The following is a 17,012-nucleotide window of genomic DNA, read 5'->3' on the forward strand; positions in this document are numbered from 1 at the left end:
GGGGGCGATTAGGTCCCGCGTCCGTGATCGCGTACTCTGGTCGCGCCCAAGACCGCAGGTCGTCGGCTCCCCGTGATCGTCGCACCCCGTGTGGCGTGAGCGAGAGCCGCCCGAAGTCCCGCATGCACGATGTGCACGGCGGAGGCCCGCGCAGGTGAGAGTTCGATGGTCGTGCGCGAGAGCGGACGAGTGCGAGCCCCGACCTGCGTCGGGGCTCTTCTCATGTGCGGGGTCGAGGACGACGCCCGGCGGCACCACCATCGGAAGGATTGCCATGGCGAGGCCGGACAAGGCAGCCGCAGTCGCTGAGCTCACGGACCAGTTCCGTGAGTCGAACGCGGCCGTGCTGACCGAGTACCGCGGGCTCACCGTCGCGCAGCTCAAGCAGCTGCGTCGGTCGCTCAGCGGCAACGCAAGCTACGCCGTGGTGAAGAACACGCTGACCGCGATCGCGGCCAAGGAAGCCGGCATCGAGGGGATCGCCGACGAGCTCAAGGGCCCGTCCGCCATCGCCTTCGTCACCGGTGACCCGGTCGAGGCCGCCAAGGGTCTGCGTGACTTCGCCAAGGCGAACCCCGCGCTGGTCATCAAGGGTGGTGTCCTCGACGGACGCGCCCTGACCGCCGCGGAGGTCACGAAGCTCGCGGACCTCGAGTCCCGCGAGGTCCTGCTGGCCAAGGCCGCCGGTGCGATGAAGGCCAAGCTGTTCCAGGCGGCTTACCTCTTCACCGCGCCCGCGTCCCAGGCCGTGCGCACCGTCGAGGCGCTCCGCGTCAAGCAGGAGTCCGTCGACACCGCTGCCTGAGCCACCAGGGCTTCGGCGCACACACCCTTCCTGCCGGTCGACGTGACCGGCAGGGACCGAACGGAAGGAACCGCCATCATGGCGAAGCTCACCACCGACGAGCTCATCGAGCAGTTCAAGGGCCTCACCCTCATCGAGCTCTCCGAGTTCGTGAAGGCGTTCGAGGACGTCTTCGAGGTCACCGCCGCCGCCCCGGCCGCTGTCGCCGTGGCCGCCCCGGCCGCCGCTGGCGCCGGTGCCGACGCCGCCGCCGAGGAGGAGAAGGACGAGTTCGACGTCATCCTCGAGTCGGCCGGCGACAAGAAGATCCAGGTCATCAAGGAGGTGCGCGCCCTGACCTCCCTCGGCCTGAAGGAGGCCAAGGACCTCGTCGACGGTGCCCCGAAGCCGGTCCTCGAGGCCGTCAACAAGGAGACCGCGGACAAGGCCAAGGCTGCCCTCGAGGGCGCCGGCGCCACGATCACCCTCAAGTGATCTCGTCCGGCGGTCGGGTGCGCGAGCCCTGACCGCCGGAGCGCTCCGCAGCGAGGCCCGCATCCCGTCAGGGGTGCGGGCCTCGCTCGTGTGACAGGTGTGGGGGCGTCCCATAGCACGTGACTGGACATGACGCCAGCACGCCAGTATGCTAGCGCTTTGCGCTGGCCTGTGCCCGCGACTCCGTATAACCCGCGCTCCCCGGCATCGTAGTACGCGATGTCCGAGAGGCACGAGGCCGGGGGGTCGCGAACCGCCGGGTCGGTCGCAGGGAACTCGATCTGCTGGGAAGGACCCCTCTTGGCTGCCTCGCGCACCCCCACCGCCACGTCCGAAGCCATCGCGAACCGTACGATCTCCCGCCGCGTCTCGTTCGCCCGCATCGACGAGGTCCTCGAGGTCCCCGACCTCCTCGGCCTCCAGACGGAGAGCTTCGACTGGCTGCTCGGCAACGAGAAGTGGCAGGCGCGCGTCGCCGCCGCTCTCGAGAACGGTCGGCAGGACGTCCCGGAGACCGCCGGTCTGGAGGAGATCTTCGAGGAGATCTCCCCGATCGAGGACTTCGGCGGCACCATGTCCCTGTCGTTCCGCGAGCACCGCTTCGAGCCGCCGAAGTACACGGCCGACGAGTGCAAGGAGAAGGACTTCACCTTCGCCGCCCCGCTGTTCGTCACGGCGGAGTTCGTCAACTACACCACCGGCGAGATCAAGAGCCAGACGGTGTTCATGGGTGACTTCCCGCTCATGAGCGAGCGCGGCACCTTCATCATCAACGGCACCGAGCGCGTGGTCGTCTCCCAGCTCGTCCGCTCCCCGGGCGTGTACTTCGAGCGCACCCCGGACAAGACCTCGGACAAGGACATCTTCTCCGTGAAGATGATCCCGAGCCGTGGCGCCTGGCTCGAGTTCGAGATCGACAAGCGCGACAACGTGGGCGTGCGCGTCGACCGCAAGCGCAAGCAGAACGCCACCGTGCTGCTCAAGGCCCTCGGCATGACCGAGTCGGAGATCCGCGAGGAGTTCGCCGCGTTCCCGGCCGTCATCGACACCCTGGAGAAGGACCACGTCCAGACCCAGGACGAGGCCCTGCTCGACCTCTACCGCAAGATCCGTCCGGGCGAGCCGCCGACCGTCGAGGCCGGGCGCGCGCTGATCGAGAACTTCTACTTCAACCCCAAGCGCTACGACCTGGCGAAGGTCGGCCGCTACAAGCTGAACAAGAAGCTCGGCATCGACGTGCCGCTGGCCGACTCGGTGCTGTCCAAGGACGACATCGTCGCCGCGATCAAGTACATGGCTGCGCTGCACGCCGAGGTGACGACCCTGCCGGGCCGCCGCAACGGCGAGGCCGTCGAGGTCCGCGTCGAGACCGACGACATCGACCACTTCGGCAACCGTCGCATCCGCGCGGTGGGCGAGCTCATCCAGAACCAGGTCCGTACCGGCCTGTCCCGGATGGAGCGCGTCGTGCGCGAGCGCATGACCACCCAGGACGTCGAGGCGATCACGCCGCAGACCCTGATCAACATCCGCCCCGTCGTGGCCTCCATCAAGGAGTTCTTCGGGACGAGCCAGCTGTCGCAGTTCATGGACCAGAACAACCCGCTCGCCGGCCTGACGCACAAGCGTCGTCTGTCCGCGCTGGGCCCGGGTGGTCTGTCCCGCGACCGCGCCGGCATGGAGGTCCGTGACGTCCACCCGTCGCACTACGGCCGCATGTGCCCGATCGAGACCCCTGAGGGCCCGAACATCGGTCTGATCGGCTCGCTGGCGTCCTTCGGCCGGATCAACCCGTTCGGCTTCGTCGAGACCCCGTACCGCAAGGTCGTCAACGGTGTCGTCACGGACGAGGTGCACTACCTCACCGCCGACGACGAGGACCGCTACGTGATCGCCCAGGCGAACGCGGTGCTGCGCGAGGACGGCCACTTCGGCGAGGACCGCGTCCTGGTCCGCGTCAAGGGTGGCGACACCGAGGACGTCCCGGCCGAGAACGTGGACTACATGGACGTCTCGCCGCGCCAGATGGTGTCGGTGGCGACCGCGCTGATCCCGTTCCTCGAGCACGACGACGCGAACCGCGCGCTCATGGGCGCCAACATGCAGCGTCAGGCCGTGCCGCTGGTCCGCTCCGAGGCGCCGCTGGTCGGCACCGGCATGGAGTGGCGTGCGGCGGTCGACGGCGGTGACCTGATCGTCGCCCAGAAGGCCGGCGTGGTCACCGAGGTCTCCGCGGACCTGATCACCGTCGCCAACGACGACGGCACCACCACCACGCACCGCGTGGCCAAGTTCCGTCGCGCGAACCAGGGCACGAGCTACAACCAGCGCGTGCTGGTCGACCAGGGCCAGCGGGTCGAGGTCGGCTCCGTGCTGGCCGACGGCCCGGCCTCGGACGAGGGCGAGCTGTCCCTCGGCCGCAACCTCATGGTCGCGTTCATGTCGTGGGAGGGCCACAACTACGAGGACGCGATCATCCTGTCGCAGCGCCTCGTGCAGGACGACGTGCTGTCCTCGATCCACATCGAGGAGCACGAGGTCGACGCCCGCGACACCAAGCTCGGCCCCGAGGAGATCACCCGGGACATCCCGAACGTCTCCGAGGAGGTCCTGGCGGACCTGGACGAGCGCGGCATCATCCGCATCGGTGCCGAGGTCGCGGCCGGCGACGTGCTGGTCGGCAAGGTCACGCCCAAGGGTGAGACCGAGCTGACCCCGGAGGAGCGCCTGCTGCGCGCGATCTTCGGCGAGAAGGCCCGCGAGGTCCGCGACACGTCGCTCAAGGTCCCGCACGGCGAGTCCGGCACGGTCATCGAGGTCCGCACCTTCAACCGTGAGGACGGCGACGAGCTGCCCGCCGGCGTGAACGAGCTGGTCCGGGTGTACATCGCCCAGCGCCGCAAGATCACCGACGGCGACAAGCTGGCCGGCCGTCACGGCAACAAGGGCGTCATCTCCAAGATCCTGCCCGTCGAGGACATGCCGTTCCTCGCGGACGGCACCGCGGTGGACATCATCCTCAACCCGATGGGTGTCCCCGGTCGCATGAACGTCGGCCAGGTGCTGGAGGTCCACCTCGGGTGGATCGCCAAGCAGGGCTGGGACGTGAAGCTGGCCGAGGGCGACCTGTCCTGGGTGGACCAGGTGCCGGACGTCGCGAAGTCGTCGACCCCGGGCAACCCGGTCGCGACGCCGGTGTTCGACGGCGTGCCGGAGGAGACCCTCACCGGTCTGCTCGGCGCGACGCTGCCGAACCGCGACGGCGAGCGCATGGTCGGCCCCGACGGCAAGGCCCGGCTGTTCGACGGCCGCTCCGGCGAGCCGTTCCCGGAGCCGGTGTCGGTCGGCTACATGTACATCCTCAAGCTGCACCACCTCGTGGACGACAAGATCCACGCCCGGTCCACCGGCCCGTACTCGATGATCACGCAGCAGCCGCTGGGTGGTAAGGCGCAGTTCGGTGGCCAGCGGTTCGGCGAGATGGAGGTGTGGGCCCTGGAGGCGTACGGCGCCGCCTACACGCTCCAGGAGCTGCTGACCATCAAGTCGGACGACATCCCCGGCCGCGTCAAGGTGTACGAGGCGATCGTCAAGGGCGAGAACATCCCCGACTCGGGCATCCCGGAGTCCTTCAAGGTGCTCCTCAAGGAGATGCAGTCCCTCTGCCTGAACGTCGAGGTGCTGTCCAGCGACGGCGTCTCGATCGACATGCGGGAGAACGACGACGAGGTGTACCGCGCTGCGGAGGAGCTGGGCATCGACCTGTCCCGGCGCCCGAACGCCAGCAACGTCGAAGAGATCTGACGCCGAGCCCCGGACCGGCGCGCCGACCCTGATCCCAGGAGCGCGCCGGCCCGGGTGCCGACACCACGAGAACTCCATCCCGCCGGGCGGCCCGAGAGCCGCCGGCAAGCGAAGGAAGTAGGACCCCTTGCTCGACGTCAACGTCTTCGACGAGCTGCGTATCGGCCTGGCCACGGCCGACGACATCCGTACCTGGTCCCACGGCGAGGTCAAGAAGCCCGAGACCATCAACTACCGGACCCTCAAGCCGGAGAAGGACGGGCTCTTCTGCGAGAAGATCTTCGGCCCCACCCGGGACTGGGAGTGCTACTGCGGCAAGTACAAGCGCGTGCGCTTCAAGGGCATCATCTGCGAGCGCTGCGGCGTCGAGGTGACGCGCTCGAAGGTGCGTCGTGAGCGCATGGGCCACATCGAGCTCGCCGCGCCCGTCACCCACATCTGGTTCTTCAAGGGTGTGCCCTCGCGTCTGGGCTACCTGCTGGACCTCGCCCCGAAGGACCTGGAGAAGGTCATCTACTTCGCGGCGTACATGATCACCTGGGTCGACGTCGAGGGTCGTCAGGAGGACCTCCCGAACCTCCAGAACGAGATCGACCTGGAGCGCAAGGAGATCGCCGACCGGCGCGACAACGACATCAACGCCCGCGCCCAGAAGCTCGAGGCCGACCTGGCCGAGCTCGAGGCCGAGGGTGCGAAGGCCGACGCCCGCCGCAAGGTGCGGGACTCCGCCGACCGCGAGATGGCGCAGATCCGCAAGCGTGCCGACGCGGAGATCGACCGCCTCGACACCATCTGGGACCGCTTCAAGAACCTGAAGGTCGCGGACCTCGAGGGTGACGAGCTGCTGTACCGCCAGCTCCAGGACCGCTACGGCAACTACTTCGAGGGCTCGATGGGCGCCTCGGCGATCCAGAAGCGTCTCGAGGCCTTCGACCTGGCCGCCGAGGCCGAGTCGCTGCGCGAGATCATCCGGACCGGCAAGGGCCAGCGCAAGACCCGTGCGCTCAAGCGCCTCAAGGTCGTCAACGCGTTCCTCACCACGACCAACTCGCCCACGGGCATGGTCCTGGACGCCGTCCCGGTCATCCCGCCGGACCTGCGCCCGATGGTGCAGCTGGACGGTGGCCGCTTCGCGACCTCCGACCTGAACGACCTGTACCGCCGCGTGATCAACCGGAACAACCGCCTCAAGCGGCTGCTCGACCTGGGCGCGCCGGAGATCATCGTCAACAACGAGAAGCGGATGCTCCAGGAGGCCGTGGACTCGCTGTTCGACAACGGCCGTCGTGGTCGCCCGGTGACGGGCCCCGGCAACCGTCCGCTGAAGTCGATCTCCGACATGCTCAAGGGCAAGCAGGGTCGTTTCCGCCAGAACCTGCTCGGCAAGCGCGTCGACTACTCGGGCCGTTCGGTCATCGTGGTCGGCCCGCAGCTCAAGCTGCACCAGTGCGGTCTGCCCAAGCAGATGGCGCTCGAGCTGTTCAAGCCGTTCGTGATGAAGCGCCTGGTCGACCTGAACCACGCGCAGAACATCAAGTCGGCCAAGCGCATGGTCGAGCGTGCCCGCCCGGTCGTGTGGGACGTGCTCGAGGAGGTCATCACCGAGCACCCGGTGCTGCTGAACCGTGCGCCCACGCTGCACCGTCTCGGCATCCAGGCGTTCGAGCCCCAGCTGGTCGAGGGCAAGGCGATCCACCTGCACCCGCTGGTCTGCGGCGCGTTCAACGCGGACTTCGACGGTGACCAGATGGCCGTCCACCTGCCGCTGAGCGCGGAGGCGCAGGCCGAGGCCCGCATCCTCATGCTCTCGAGCAACAACATCCTCAAGCCGTCCGACGGCCGCCCGGTGACCATGCCCTCGCAGGACATGATCATCGGTCTGTTCCACCTGACCTCCGACAAGGTCGACCCGGTGGGCCAGGGCCGTGCGTTCGGCTCGGTGTCCGAGGCGATCATGGCGTTCGACCAGGGCTCCCTGGACCTCAACGCGGTCGTCAAGATCCGGATGGACGGCGTCGTGCTGCCCGAGGGCGAGGGCCCGGAGGGCTGGGACGGCGGCACGCTGCTGTTCGAGACCACCCTCGGTCGCGCGCTGTTCAACGAGCTGCTGCCGGTGGACTACCCGTACGAGAACGGCGTGGTCGACAAGAAGCGGCTGTCCGTGATCGTCAACGACCTGGCCGAGCGGTACCCGAAGGTCGAGGTGGCCGCGTCGCTGGACGCCCTGAAGGAGGCCGGCTTCCGCTGGGCCACCCGCTCGGGCGTCACGATCGCCATCTCGGACGTCGCGGCCCCGTCGGCCAAGGCCGAGATCCTCGAGGAGCACGAGGCCCGCGCGGCGAAGGTGCAGTCCCAGTACGACAAGGGTCTGATCACCGACGACGAGCGTCGCCAGGAGCTCATCGAGATCTGGACGCAGGCCACCGACAAGGTCGCCAAGGCGATGCAGGAGAACTTCAACGCCCGCAACACCGTGTTCCGCATGGTCGGCTCCGGTGCGCGAGGCAACTGGATGCAGGTCCGGCAGATCGCCGGCATGCGCGGTCTGGTGGCGAACCCGAAGGGTGAGATCATCCCTCGCCCGATCAAGGCGAACTACCGCGAGGGCCTGTCCGTCCTGGAGTACTTCATCGCGACCCACGGTGCCCGCAAGGGTCTGGCGGACACCGCGCTGCGGACCGCCGACTCGGGCTACCTGACCCGTCGTCTGGTGGACGTGTCGCAGGACGTCATCGTCCGCGAGGAGGACTGCGGCACCGAGCGCGGCCTGACCATGCCGATCGGCGTGGCCGGGGCGAACGGCGTGCTGCGTCGTCACGACAAGGTCGAGACCTCGGTCTACTCGCGCACGCTGGCCACGGACGCCGTCATCGACGGCGAGGTGATCGGCCACGCGGGCGACGACGTGGGCGACGTGCTGCTGGACCGCCTGCTGGCGGCCGGCGTCACCGAGCTCAAGGTCCGCTCCGTGCTGACCTGCGAGTCCCTGGTGGGCACCTGCGCCAAGTGCTACGGCCGTTCGCTCGCGACCGGCAAGCTCGTGGACATCGGCGAGGCCGTCGGCATCATCGCGGCCCAGTCGATCGGTGAGCCCGGCACCCAGCTGACGATGCGTACCTTCCACACCGGTGGTGTCGCGTCGGCGGAGGACATCACGCAGGGTCTGCCGCGTGTCCAGGAGCTCTTCGAGGCCCGCACCCCCAAGGGTGAGAGCCCCATCGCGGAGTTCTCCGGCCGGATCACGATCGACGAGGCCGACCGCACGCGTCGCATCGTGCTGACCCCGGACGACGGCTCGGAGGAGATCGCCTACCCGATCACCAAGCGTTCGCGCCTGCTGGTCAACGACGGCGACCACGTCGACGTCGGCACCCAGCTGGTCCAGGGCGCCGTCGACCCGAAGAAGGTGCTGCGCATCCTCGGCCCCCGTGCCACGCAGAAGCACCTGGTGGACGAGGTCCAGGAGGTCTACAACTCCCAGGGCGTGGACATCCACGACAAGCACATCGAGGTCATCGTGCGGCAGATGCTGCGTCGCGTGACCGTGCTCGACTCGGGTGAGACCGACCTGCTGCCCGGCGAGCTCGCCGAGCGTGGGCGTTTCGAGACCGCGAACCGCAAGGCCGTCGCGGAGGGCCGTCAGCCCGCCTCGGGCCGTCCGGAGCTCATGGGCATCACGAAGGCGTCGCTCGCGACCGACTCGTGGCTGTCCGCGGCCTCCTTCCAGGAGACGACGCGCGTCCTCACCGAGGCCGCGATGTCGGGCCGTTCCGACCCGCTGCTGGGCCTCAAGGAGAACGTCATCCTCGGCAAGCTCATCCCCGCCGGTACGGGCCTGCCCCGCTACCACGAGGTGACGGTCGAGCCCACCGAGGAGGCGAAGGCCGAGCTGTACCCGTCCTTCGGCTACGACGAGATCGACTTCCCCGCCCTGGGCCTCGGCTCCGGCGAGGCGATCCCGCTCGAGGACATCGACTTCGGCGACTTCCGCTGATCGTCGGCTCCTCGCCAGCACCGACAGGCCCCCGCGCTGCTCCGGCAGCCGGGGGCCTGCCGGCGTCCACGGAACACCCCGGGGTCACGCGACGTTCACCTCCTGTCCGTCCGTGGACCGGCGCCCGCGCATCTGCTTTGACTGGTGTATGGGGGCCGGGTAACGTAGGACACCGTGCCCGCGCCGTCGGGCCCTCGCGCGCGCACGCAGCGGACGCCGCCCGATCCTCACGCAGGATCGACGCGGTCGGACGCCAGGCGGCGCCGGGTGGAGAACCCCACCGACACGCATCCCGCACCGGGTCACCGGGACGGGCGGCGGGCCGGATCACCGGGGCGACACGCCCGGACGCGGGGGTCGGTTCGGGACGCAAGACCTCCGGGGTAGTCGCGCGACGGGCGACGATCCGGGCAGCACGCCGGCCGTCCAGGGTGACGGCACCGGTCAGACCAGAGCTCATCAACCAGACGGAGACGTAGTGCCTACGATCCAGCAGCTGGTCCGCAAGGGCCGGACGCCGAAGACCAACAAGTCGAAGACGCCCGCACTGCAGGGCAGCCCGCAGCGCCGCGGCGTCTGCACCCGCGTGTACACGACCACCCCGAAGAAGCCGAACTCGGCTCTCCGCAAGGTCGCGCGCGTCAAGCTCTCCTCGGGCATCGAGGTGACGGCCTACATCCCCGGTGAGGGCCACAACCTGCAGGAGCACTCGATCGTGCTCGTGCGCGGCGGGCGTGTGAAGGACCTGCCCGGTGTCCGTTACAAGATCATCCGTGGCGCGCTGGACACCCAGGGCGTGAAGAACCGTAAGCAGGCTCGCAGCCGCTACGGCGCGAAGAAGGGCTGAACCGATGCCTCGCAAGGGTCCGGCCCCGAAGCGGCCGCTCATCGTCGACCCGGTCTACGGATCGCCCGTCGTCACCCAGCTGATCAACAAGATCCTCCTGGACGGCAAGAAGTCCGTCGCCGAGGCGATCGTGTACAGCGCCCTCGAGGGCGTGCGCGAGAAGACGCAGTCCGACCCGGTGGTCGTGCTCAAGCGCGCGCTGGACAACGTCCGCCCGTCGCTCGAGGTGCGTTCGCGCCGCGTCGGTGGTGCCACCTACCAGGTCCCGGTCGAGGTCCGCCCCGTCCGCCAGACCACCCTCGCGCTGCGCTGGCTCACGGACTACTCCCGCGCCCGTCGCGAGAAGACCATGACCGAGCGTCTGATGAACGAGATCCTCGACGCCAGCAACGGCCTGGGTGCCGCGGTGAAGCGTCGCGAGGACATGCACAAGATGGCCGAGTCCAACAAGGCGTTCGCCCACTACCGCTGGTAATCCCAGAGGCAGAGCGAGCTCGACAACCGAGGGGCTGAACCTGTGGCACTGGACGTGCTCACGGACCTGAACAAGGTCCGGAACATCGGCATCATGGCGCACATCGATGCCGGCAAGACGACGACGACCGAGCGGATCCTGTACTACACGGGCGTCAACTACAAGATCGGCGAGACCCACGACGGCGCCTCGACGACGGACTGGATGGAGCAGGAGCAGGAGCGTGGCATCACGATCACCTCTGCTGCTGTGACGGCCTTCTGGAACAAGGGCAAGTCGAACGAGACGCAGATCAACGTCATCGACACGCCCGGCCACGTCGACTTCACCGTCGAGGTGGAGCGTTCGCTCCGCGTGCTCGACGGCGCGGTCGCGGTGTTCGACGGCAAGGAGGGCGTGGAGCCCCAGTCGGAGACCGTGTGGCGCCAGGCCGACAAGTACGAGGTCCCCCGCATCTGCTTCGTCAACAAGATGGACAAGCTGGGCGCGGACTTCTACTTCACGGTCGACACCATCGTGAACCGCCTCAAGGCCAAGCCGCTGGTCATCCAGCTGCCGATCGGCGCCGAGAACGACTTCATCGGCGTCGTGGACCTGGTCGAGATGCGCGCGCTCGTGTGGCGCGGCGAGACCGAGATGGGCGCGAAGTACGACGTCGAGGAGATCCCCGCGGACCTCCAGGACCGCGTCGAGCAGTTCCGCAGCGAGCTGCTCGAGGCCGTCGCCGAGACCGACGACGCGCTGCTCGAGAAGTTCCTGGGCGGTGAGGAGCTCACGGTCGCCGAGATCAAGGCCGGCATCCGCAAGCTCACCATCGCGGGCGAGGCGTTCCCGGTCCTGTGCGGCTCGGCGTTCAAGAACAAGGGCGTCCAGCCCATGCTCGACGCCGTCGTCGACTACCTCCCGTCGCCCCTCGACGTCCCGGCCATCCAGGGCCACGACGTCAAGGACGAGGAGAAGGTCATCGAGCGTCACCCGGACGCCGACGAGCCGTTCTCGGCCCTGGCGTTCAAGATCGCGGCGCACCCGTTCTTCGGCAAGCTCACCTTCATCCGGGTGTACTCGGGCAAGGTGGTGCAGGGCGCCCAGGTCCTGAACTCGACCAAGGGCAAGAAGGAGCGCATCGGGAAGATCTTCCAGATGCACGCCAACAAGGAGAACCCGGTCGACGAGGCCACGGCTGGCCACATCTACGCGTTCATCGGCCTGAAGGACGTCACCACCGGTGACACCCTCTGCGCCCTCGACGCGCCGGTGGTCCTGGAGTCCATGACCTTCCCGGAGCCCGTCATCGACGTGGCGATCGAGCCGAAGACCAAGGGCGACCAGGAGAAGCTCTCCACGGCGATCCAGAAGCTCGCCGAGGAGGACCCGACCTTCCGCGTCAAGCTGGACGAGGAGACCGGCCAGACCGTCATCGGCGGCATGGGCGAGCTCCACCTCGACATCCTCGTCGACCGCATGCGTCGCGAGTTCAAGGTCGAGGCCAACGTCGGCAAGCCGCAGGTCGCGTACCGCGAGACGATCCGCCGCACGGTGGAGAAGATCGACTACACGCACAAGAAGCAGACCGGTGGGTCCGGGCAGTTCGCGAAGGTGCAGATGACCTTCGAGCCGCTCGAGTCCGAGGACGGCGCCATGTACGAGTTCGTGAACGCCGTCACCGGTGGTCGCGTGCCTCGCGAGTACATCCCGTCGGTGGACCAGGGCATCCAGTCCGCGATGCAGCTCGGCGTGCTGGCCGGCTTCCCGCTCGTCGGGATCAAGGCCACGCTGCTCGACGGTGCGGCGCACGACGTCGACTCGTCCGAGATGGCGTTTAAGATCGCGGGTTCAATGGTCCTCAAGGAGGCCGTCCGCAAGGCGGACCCGGTTCTCCTCGAGCCGATCATGGCCGTCGAGGTGCGCACGCCCGAGGAGTACATGGGCGACGTGATCGGCGACGTGAACTCGCGGCGCGGCATGATCCAGTCCATGGAGGACGCGACGGGCGTGAAGGTGATCCGCGCCCAGGTTCCTCTCTCCGAGATGTTCGGGTACGTCGGTGACCTGCGGTCGAAGACCCAGGGTCGTGCGGTGTACTCGATGCAGTTCGACAGCTACGCCGAGGTTCCTCGGAATGTTGCCGACGAGATCATCAAGAAGACCCGGGGCGAGTAGTCCCACAGGTCGAACCGAGCAAGACCAACAACCCGACCCGTAGGACCGCACGTCCGCGGGGGCACCAGCCCCCGCATCGTTCGGCAATCTCTACACCAGAGTCCTGAGGAGGACCCAGTGGGCAAGGCGAAGTTCGAGCGGACCAAGCCGCACGTCAACATCGGGACCATCGGTCACGTCGACCACGGCAAGACGACGCTGACCGCTGCCATCTCGAAGGTGCTGCACGACAAGTACCCCGACCTGAACCCCTTCACGCCTTTCGACGAGATCGACAAGGCGCCTGAGGAGAAGCAGCGCGGCATCACGATCAACATCGCGCACGTCGAGTACCAGACGGAGAAGCGTCACTACGCTCACGTCGACGCGCCGGGTCACGCCGACTACATCAAGAACATGATCACCGGTGCCGCGCAGATGGACGGCGCGATCCTCGTGGTCGCGGCGACCGACGGCCCGATGGCCCAGACGCGTGAGCACGTCCTGCTCGCCCGTCAGGTCGGCGTGCCCTACCTGCTCGTCGCGCTCAACAAGTCCGACATGGTCGACGACGAGGAGATCCTCGAGCTCGTCGAGATGGAGGTCCGTGAGCTGCTGTCCTCGCAGGGCTTCGACGGCGACAACGCCCCCGTGGTGCGCGTCTCCGGCCTGAAGGCGCTCGAGGGCGACCCGGAGTGGGTCAAGTCCGTCGAGGACCTGCTGGACGCCGTGGACGAGTCCGTCCCGGAGCCGGTCCGTGACATGGACAAGCCGTTCCTCATGCCGATCGAGGACGTCTTCACCATCACCGGTCGTGGCACCGTCGTCACCGGCAAGGTCGACCGCGGCAAGCTCGCGATCAACTCCGAGGTCGAGATCGTCGGCATCCGCCCGGCGCAGAAGACCACGGTCACCGGCATCGAGATGTTCCACAAGCAGATGGACGAGGCGTGGGCCGGCGAGAACTGTGGCCTCCTGCTCCGCGGCACCAAGCGTGAGGACGTCGAGCGCGGCCAGGTCGTCGTGAAGCCGGGTTCGATCACCCCGCACACCGAGTTCGAGGGCCAGGTCTACATCCTGGCCAAGGACGAGGGCGGGCGTCACAACCCGTTCTACTCGAACTACCGTCCGCAGTTCTACTTCCGCACCACCGACGTCACCGGCGTCATCACGCTGCCCGAGGGCACCGAGATGGTCATGCCCGGCGACAACACGGAGATCTCCGTCACGCTGATCCAGCCCATCGCGATGGAGGAGGGCCTCGGCTTCGCCATCCGCGAGGGTGGCCGCACCGTCGGCTCGGGCCGCGTCACCAAGATCAACAAGTGATCAGTGCCGGTTAGGCCCCACGGGGCCAGCTGATCGACCGGGAGGGCCCGGGCACCGTCGAGGTGTCCGGGCCCTTCTGCGTGCCGGGCGCAGGTTCACCGATCCGACCTGCGGAAACGCCCGCGCGGGGCACCCCGGCTGTGCCACAGTTCCGCCATGAAGATGACGCTCGAGGAGTTCCGCGCCCGGGTCAAGGTGCCGCACGGTGTCGGCGCCGCCGCAGGAGTGGTCGCCGGCATCCTCGCCCTGCTGCTGATCTACAACGTCCGCTCCGCGGCGGACTCGATGGACGCGAATCCGTGGGCGTCGTTCTGGGACCTGTTCTGGACGACCACGGGGGAGAGCGGTGGCACCGACCCGGTGCTGGTCGCGCTGGTCTGGGGGCCGGTGGTGCTGCTGCCCGTCGTCCTGATCCTCTGGGTCGCCGACCTGGTGACCCACCCGGCGCGGGTGGCCCGCGTGCACCAGGAGTACCTGACCTCGGGCTGGGTGGGCGAGCAGGTGCCGACCGGGCTGCGGGTCAAGATCGGCCGGGCCGCCCACGACCTCGTGGTGCTCGCCGGTCCGGGCCTCGCGTCGGTGCAGCTGTCCGAGCCGGTGCGGCAGATGGCGACGCGGGTCGAGGGGTTGGACCGCAAGACGCGTCGCGCCTGGGACGCGGCCGCGGCCGCCGGCGCGCAGGCCGGCTTCGCGGTCGGCGACCTGATGCCGGAGCTGCCGGCCGGGGCGATCGCCTGCACGCGGCGCGGCAAGGGTGATCACGTCGTCGTGGTCGAGGGCGCGAAGGGGATGCAGATCCTCGTGCTGAAGGACGCGGCGATGCCGGCGCGGGTCTGAGGGGTGTGACGCAGACCCGGATTGGCGTAATCACGCGCCGTACGGCACACTAGACAAGTTGCCCGAGGACGGGACCTCCTGCGCGCATGCGCCCAGGGCGGTCAACCGCGGCGGGCAGGGACGCGTGGCGAGCTCACCGACGGCCCGGGGTCACCCGGAGCAGGGCTCTCCCACCACCATCGACCCCGTCCCGGTCGAGCACAGCCCGTGCACGGCCCAGGGTTCACGTGCAGGTGCGTCGTACATCGCGACACGCCCGAGCGCGGGGGTCGGACTCCAAGCAGTTCGAAGAGAGAGAAGTAGACGACGCCATGGCGGGACAGAAGATCCGCATCCGGCTCAAGTCCTACGACCACGAGGTCATCGACAGCTCGGCGCGCAAGATCGTCGACACGGTGACCCGCGCTGGTGCGACGGTCGTGGGTCCGGTGCCGCTGCCGACGGAGAAGAACGTCTTCTGCGTCATCCGGTCGCCTCACAAGTACAAGGACAGCCGCGAGCACTTCGAGATGCGCACGCACAAGCGGCTCATCGACATCATCGATCCCACGCCGAAGGCCGTCGACTCGCTCATGCGTCTCGACCTGCCCGCGGACGTGAACATCGAGATCAAGCTCTGACGCTGGGAAGGAACTGATCTTCATGGTTACCCAGCAGAACGCGCGCCCCGTCACGGCGGTGCTCGGCACGAAGCTCGGCATGACGCAGGTGTGGGACGCCAACGGGCGTCTCGTCCCCGTCACCGTCGTGCAGGTCGAGACCAACGTCGTCACGCAGGTCCGCTCCGCTGACACGGACGGCTACGCGGCCGTCCAGCTCGCCGCCGGCCAGGTCGACCCCCGCAAGGTCACCAAGCCGCTGAAGGGCCACTTCGAGAAGGCCGGGGTCACCCCCCGCCGGCACGTGGCCGAGATCCGCACGTCCGACGCCGCTGAGTTCACCCTCGGCCAGGAGATCACCGCGGGGGCCTTCGAGGCCGGCGCGCTGGTCGACGTGATCGGCACCACCAAGGGCAAGGGCACCGCCGGTGTCATGAAGCGCCACGGCTTCGCGGGTGTGAGCGCCTCCCACGGTTCGCACCGCAACCACCGCAAGCCGGGCTCCATCGGTGGCGCGTCGACCCCGTCGCGTGTCTTCAAGGGTCTGCGCATGGCCGGTCGCATGGGCCACGTCCAGCAGACCACCCAGAACCTGACCGTGCACGCGGTCGACGCCGAGAAGGGTCTGCTGCTGCTCAAGGGCGCGGTTCCGGGCCCGAAGCGCGGCGTCGTCGTCGTGCGTACCGCCGTGAAGGGGGCATGAACCCCATGTCCGAGACGCTGACCGTCGAGGTGCTCGACGCGGCCGGCAAGAAGGCCGGCACCGCCGACCTGCCGGGCGACGTGTTCGACGCCCAGACCAACATCCCGCTGATCCACCAGGTCGTCGTCGCGCAGCTCGCTGCGGCGCGCCAGGGCACCCACGACACGAAGAACCGTGGCGAGGTCCGTGGTGGCGGCAAGAAGCCGTACAAGCAGAAGGGCACCGGCCGCGCCCGTCAGGGCTCGACCCGTGCGCCGCAGTTCGCCGGTGGTGGCGTCGTCCACGGCCCGACCCCGCGCGACTACACCCAGCGGACCCCGAAGAAGATGAAGGCCGCGGCGCTCCGCGGTGCTCTCTCGGACCGCGCTCGTGCCGGCCGCGTCCACGTCGTCACCGGCTTCGGTGTCAACGAGGCCCCGTCGACCAAGGCCGCCGTCGCCGTGCTGAAGCAGCTCTCGGGCCGCAAGCACGTCCTGGTGGTCGTCGAGCGTCAGGACGAGCTGACCTGGAAGTCGCTGCGCAACGTCGAGCAGGTCCACCTGCTCGTCGCCGACCAGCTCAACACCTACGACGTGCTCGTCTCCGACGACGTCGTGTTCACCCAGGGCGCGCTCGACACGTTCCTCGCCGGCCCCGCCAAGGGCCGCGGCGCGACCGCTGTCGCCACGTCGTCCGAGGTCGAGGAGGACACCAAGTGACCGCCGTCGGCAAGGACCCCCGCGACATCCTGATCGCGCCGGTCGTCTCCGAGAAGAGCTACGGGCTGCTGGACGAGGGCAAGTACACCTTCGTCGTGGACCCCCGCGCGAACAAGACCGAGATCAAGATCGCCGTCGAGCAGGTCTTCTCGGTCAAGGTCGACTCCGTCAACACGATCAACCGCAAGGGGAAGTCGCGTCGCACGAAGTTCGGCATCGGGAAGCGCAAGGACACGAAGCGCGCGATCGTCACCCTCCGCGAGGGCACGATCGACATCTTCGGCGGACCGGTCGGCTGACCGGGCCTG

The 17,012-nt window shown here is 68.4% G+C and carries 13 protein-coding genes; all 13 read left to right on the top strand.

The window, feature by feature from the left end; genetic code table 11:
- The first annotated feature begins 274 nt into the window (after positions 1-274).
- On the top strand, positions 275-805 hold the full coding sequence (gene rplJ / locus ACZ5HG_RS03910; RefSeq protein ID WP_464180506.1) for a 50S ribosomal protein L10: 531 nt from the start codon (positions 275-277) through the stop codon (positions 803-805).
- Positions 806-883: 78 nt separating this feature from the next.
- On the top strand, positions 884-1,279 hold the full coding sequence (rplL, locus tag ACZ5HG_RS03915) for a 50S ribosomal protein L7/L12 (protein ID WP_464180507.1): 396 nt from the start codon (positions 884-886) through the stop codon (positions 1,277-1,279).
- Positions 1,280-1,579: 300 nt separating this feature from the next.
- Positions 1,580-5,083, top strand: coding sequence for a DNA-directed RNA polymerase subunit beta (gene rpoB, locus ACZ5HG_RS03920; RefSeq protein ID WP_464180508.1), 3,504 nt, complete (start codon positions 1,580-1,582; stop codon positions 5,081-5,083).
- A gap of 127 nt (positions 5,084-5,210) precedes the next feature.
- Positions 5,211-9,077: a DNA-directed RNA polymerase subunit beta' gene (locus ACZ5HG_RS03925; RefSeq protein WP_464180510.1), complete on the top strand. Its 3,867-nt coding sequence runs from the start codon at positions 5,211-5,213 to the stop codon at positions 9,075-9,077.
- A 478-nt stretch (positions 9,078-9,555) separates the two neighbouring features.
- Positions 9,556-9,924 carry a 30S ribosomal protein S12 gene (rpsL, locus tag ACZ5HG_RS03930; RefSeq protein ID WP_122147700.1) on the top strand — a complete coding sequence of 123 codons (369 nt, stop codon included), beginning with the start codon at positions 9,556-9,558 and terminating at the stop codon, positions 9,922-9,924.
- Positions 9,925-9,928: 4 nt separating this feature from the next.
- Entirely contained in the window at positions 9,929-10,399 is a 471-nt protein-coding gene (gene rpsG / locus ACZ5HG_RS03935) for a 30S ribosomal protein S7 (RefSeq protein WP_464180512.1), read from the top strand.
- Between the two features lie 42 nt (positions 10,400-10,441).
- Positions 10,442-12,559, top strand: a complete 2,118-nt coding sequence (gene fusA, locus ACZ5HG_RS03940) for an elongation factor G (protein WP_464180514.1) — start codon at positions 10,442-10,444, stop codon at positions 12,557-12,559.
- 117 nt (positions 12,560-12,676) lie between these two features.
- Entirely contained in the window at positions 12,677-13,867 is a 1,191-nt protein-coding gene (gene tuf, locus ACZ5HG_RS03945) for an elongation factor Tu (protein ID WP_464180515.1), read from the top strand.
- 156 nt (positions 13,868-14,023) lie between these two features.
- Positions 14,024-14,704 (top strand): hypothetical protein, encoded by a 681-nt coding sequence (locus ACZ5HG_RS03950; RefSeq protein ID WP_464180516.1) that lies wholly within the window; start codon positions 14,024-14,026, stop codon positions 14,702-14,704.
- 311 nt (positions 14,705-15,015) lie between these two features.
- On the top strand, positions 15,016-15,324 hold the full coding sequence (gene rpsJ / locus ACZ5HG_RS03955) for a 30S ribosomal protein S10 (RefSeq protein ID WP_012867945.1): 309 nt from the start codon (positions 15,016-15,018) through the stop codon (positions 15,322-15,324).
- Positions 15,325-15,346: 22 nt separating this feature from the next.
- Positions 15,347-16,006 (top strand): 50S ribosomal protein L3, encoded by a 660-nt coding sequence (gene rplC, locus ACZ5HG_RS03960; RefSeq protein ID WP_464180519.1) that lies wholly within the window; start codon positions 15,347-15,349, stop codon positions 16,004-16,006.
- A 5-nt stretch (positions 16,007-16,011) separates the two neighbouring features.
- A complete protein-coding gene (rplD, locus tag ACZ5HG_RS03965; RefSeq protein WP_464182094.1) occupies positions 16,012-16,704 on the top strand; it encodes a 50S ribosomal protein L4 in 693 nt (230 codons plus the stop codon).
- Positions 16,701-17,003 carry a 50S ribosomal protein L23 gene (gene rplW, locus ACZ5HG_RS03970; RefSeq protein ID WP_464180520.1) on the top strand — a complete coding sequence of 101 codons (303 nt, stop codon included), beginning with the start codon at positions 16,701-16,703 and terminating at the stop codon, positions 17,001-17,003. The genes rplD and rplW overlap by 4 nt, the downstream gene beginning before the upstream one ends.
- The last annotated feature ends 9 nt before the right edge of the window (positions 17,004-17,012 follow it).

This window comes from Cellulomonas sp. GTC20042, from assembly GCF_055389595.1.

What these genes read in the sequence shown, in the direction of transcription:
- ACZ5HG_RS03950 (WP_464180516.1), top strand. Translation starts at nt 14,024, where the DNA reads ATGAAGATGACGCTCGAGGAGTTCCGCGCCCGGGTCAAGGTGCCGCAC.
- rplL (WP_464180507.1), top strand. Translation starts at nt 884, where the DNA reads ATGGCGAAGCTCACCACCGACGAGCTCATCGAGCAGTTCAAGGGCCTC.
- rplJ (WP_464180506.1), top strand. Translation starts at nt 275, where the DNA reads ATGGCGAGGCCGGACAAGGCAGCCGCAGTCGCTGAGCTCACGGACCAG.
- rpsG (WP_464180512.1), top strand. Translation starts at nt 9,929, where the DNA reads ATGCCTCGCAAGGGTCCGGCCCCGAAGCGGCCGCTCATCGTCGACCCG.
- rpsJ (WP_012867945.1), top strand. Translation starts at nt 15,016, where the DNA reads ATGGCGGGACAGAAGATCCGCATCCGGCTCAAGTCCTACGACCACGAG.
- rplD (WP_464182094.1), top strand. Translation starts at nt 16,012, where the DNA reads ATGTCCGAGACGCTGACCGTCGAGGTGCTCGACGCGGCCGGCAAGAAG.
- rplC (WP_464180519.1), top strand. Translation starts at nt 15,347, where the DNA reads ATGGTTACCCAGCAGAACGCGCGCCCCGTCACGGCGGTGCTCGGCACG.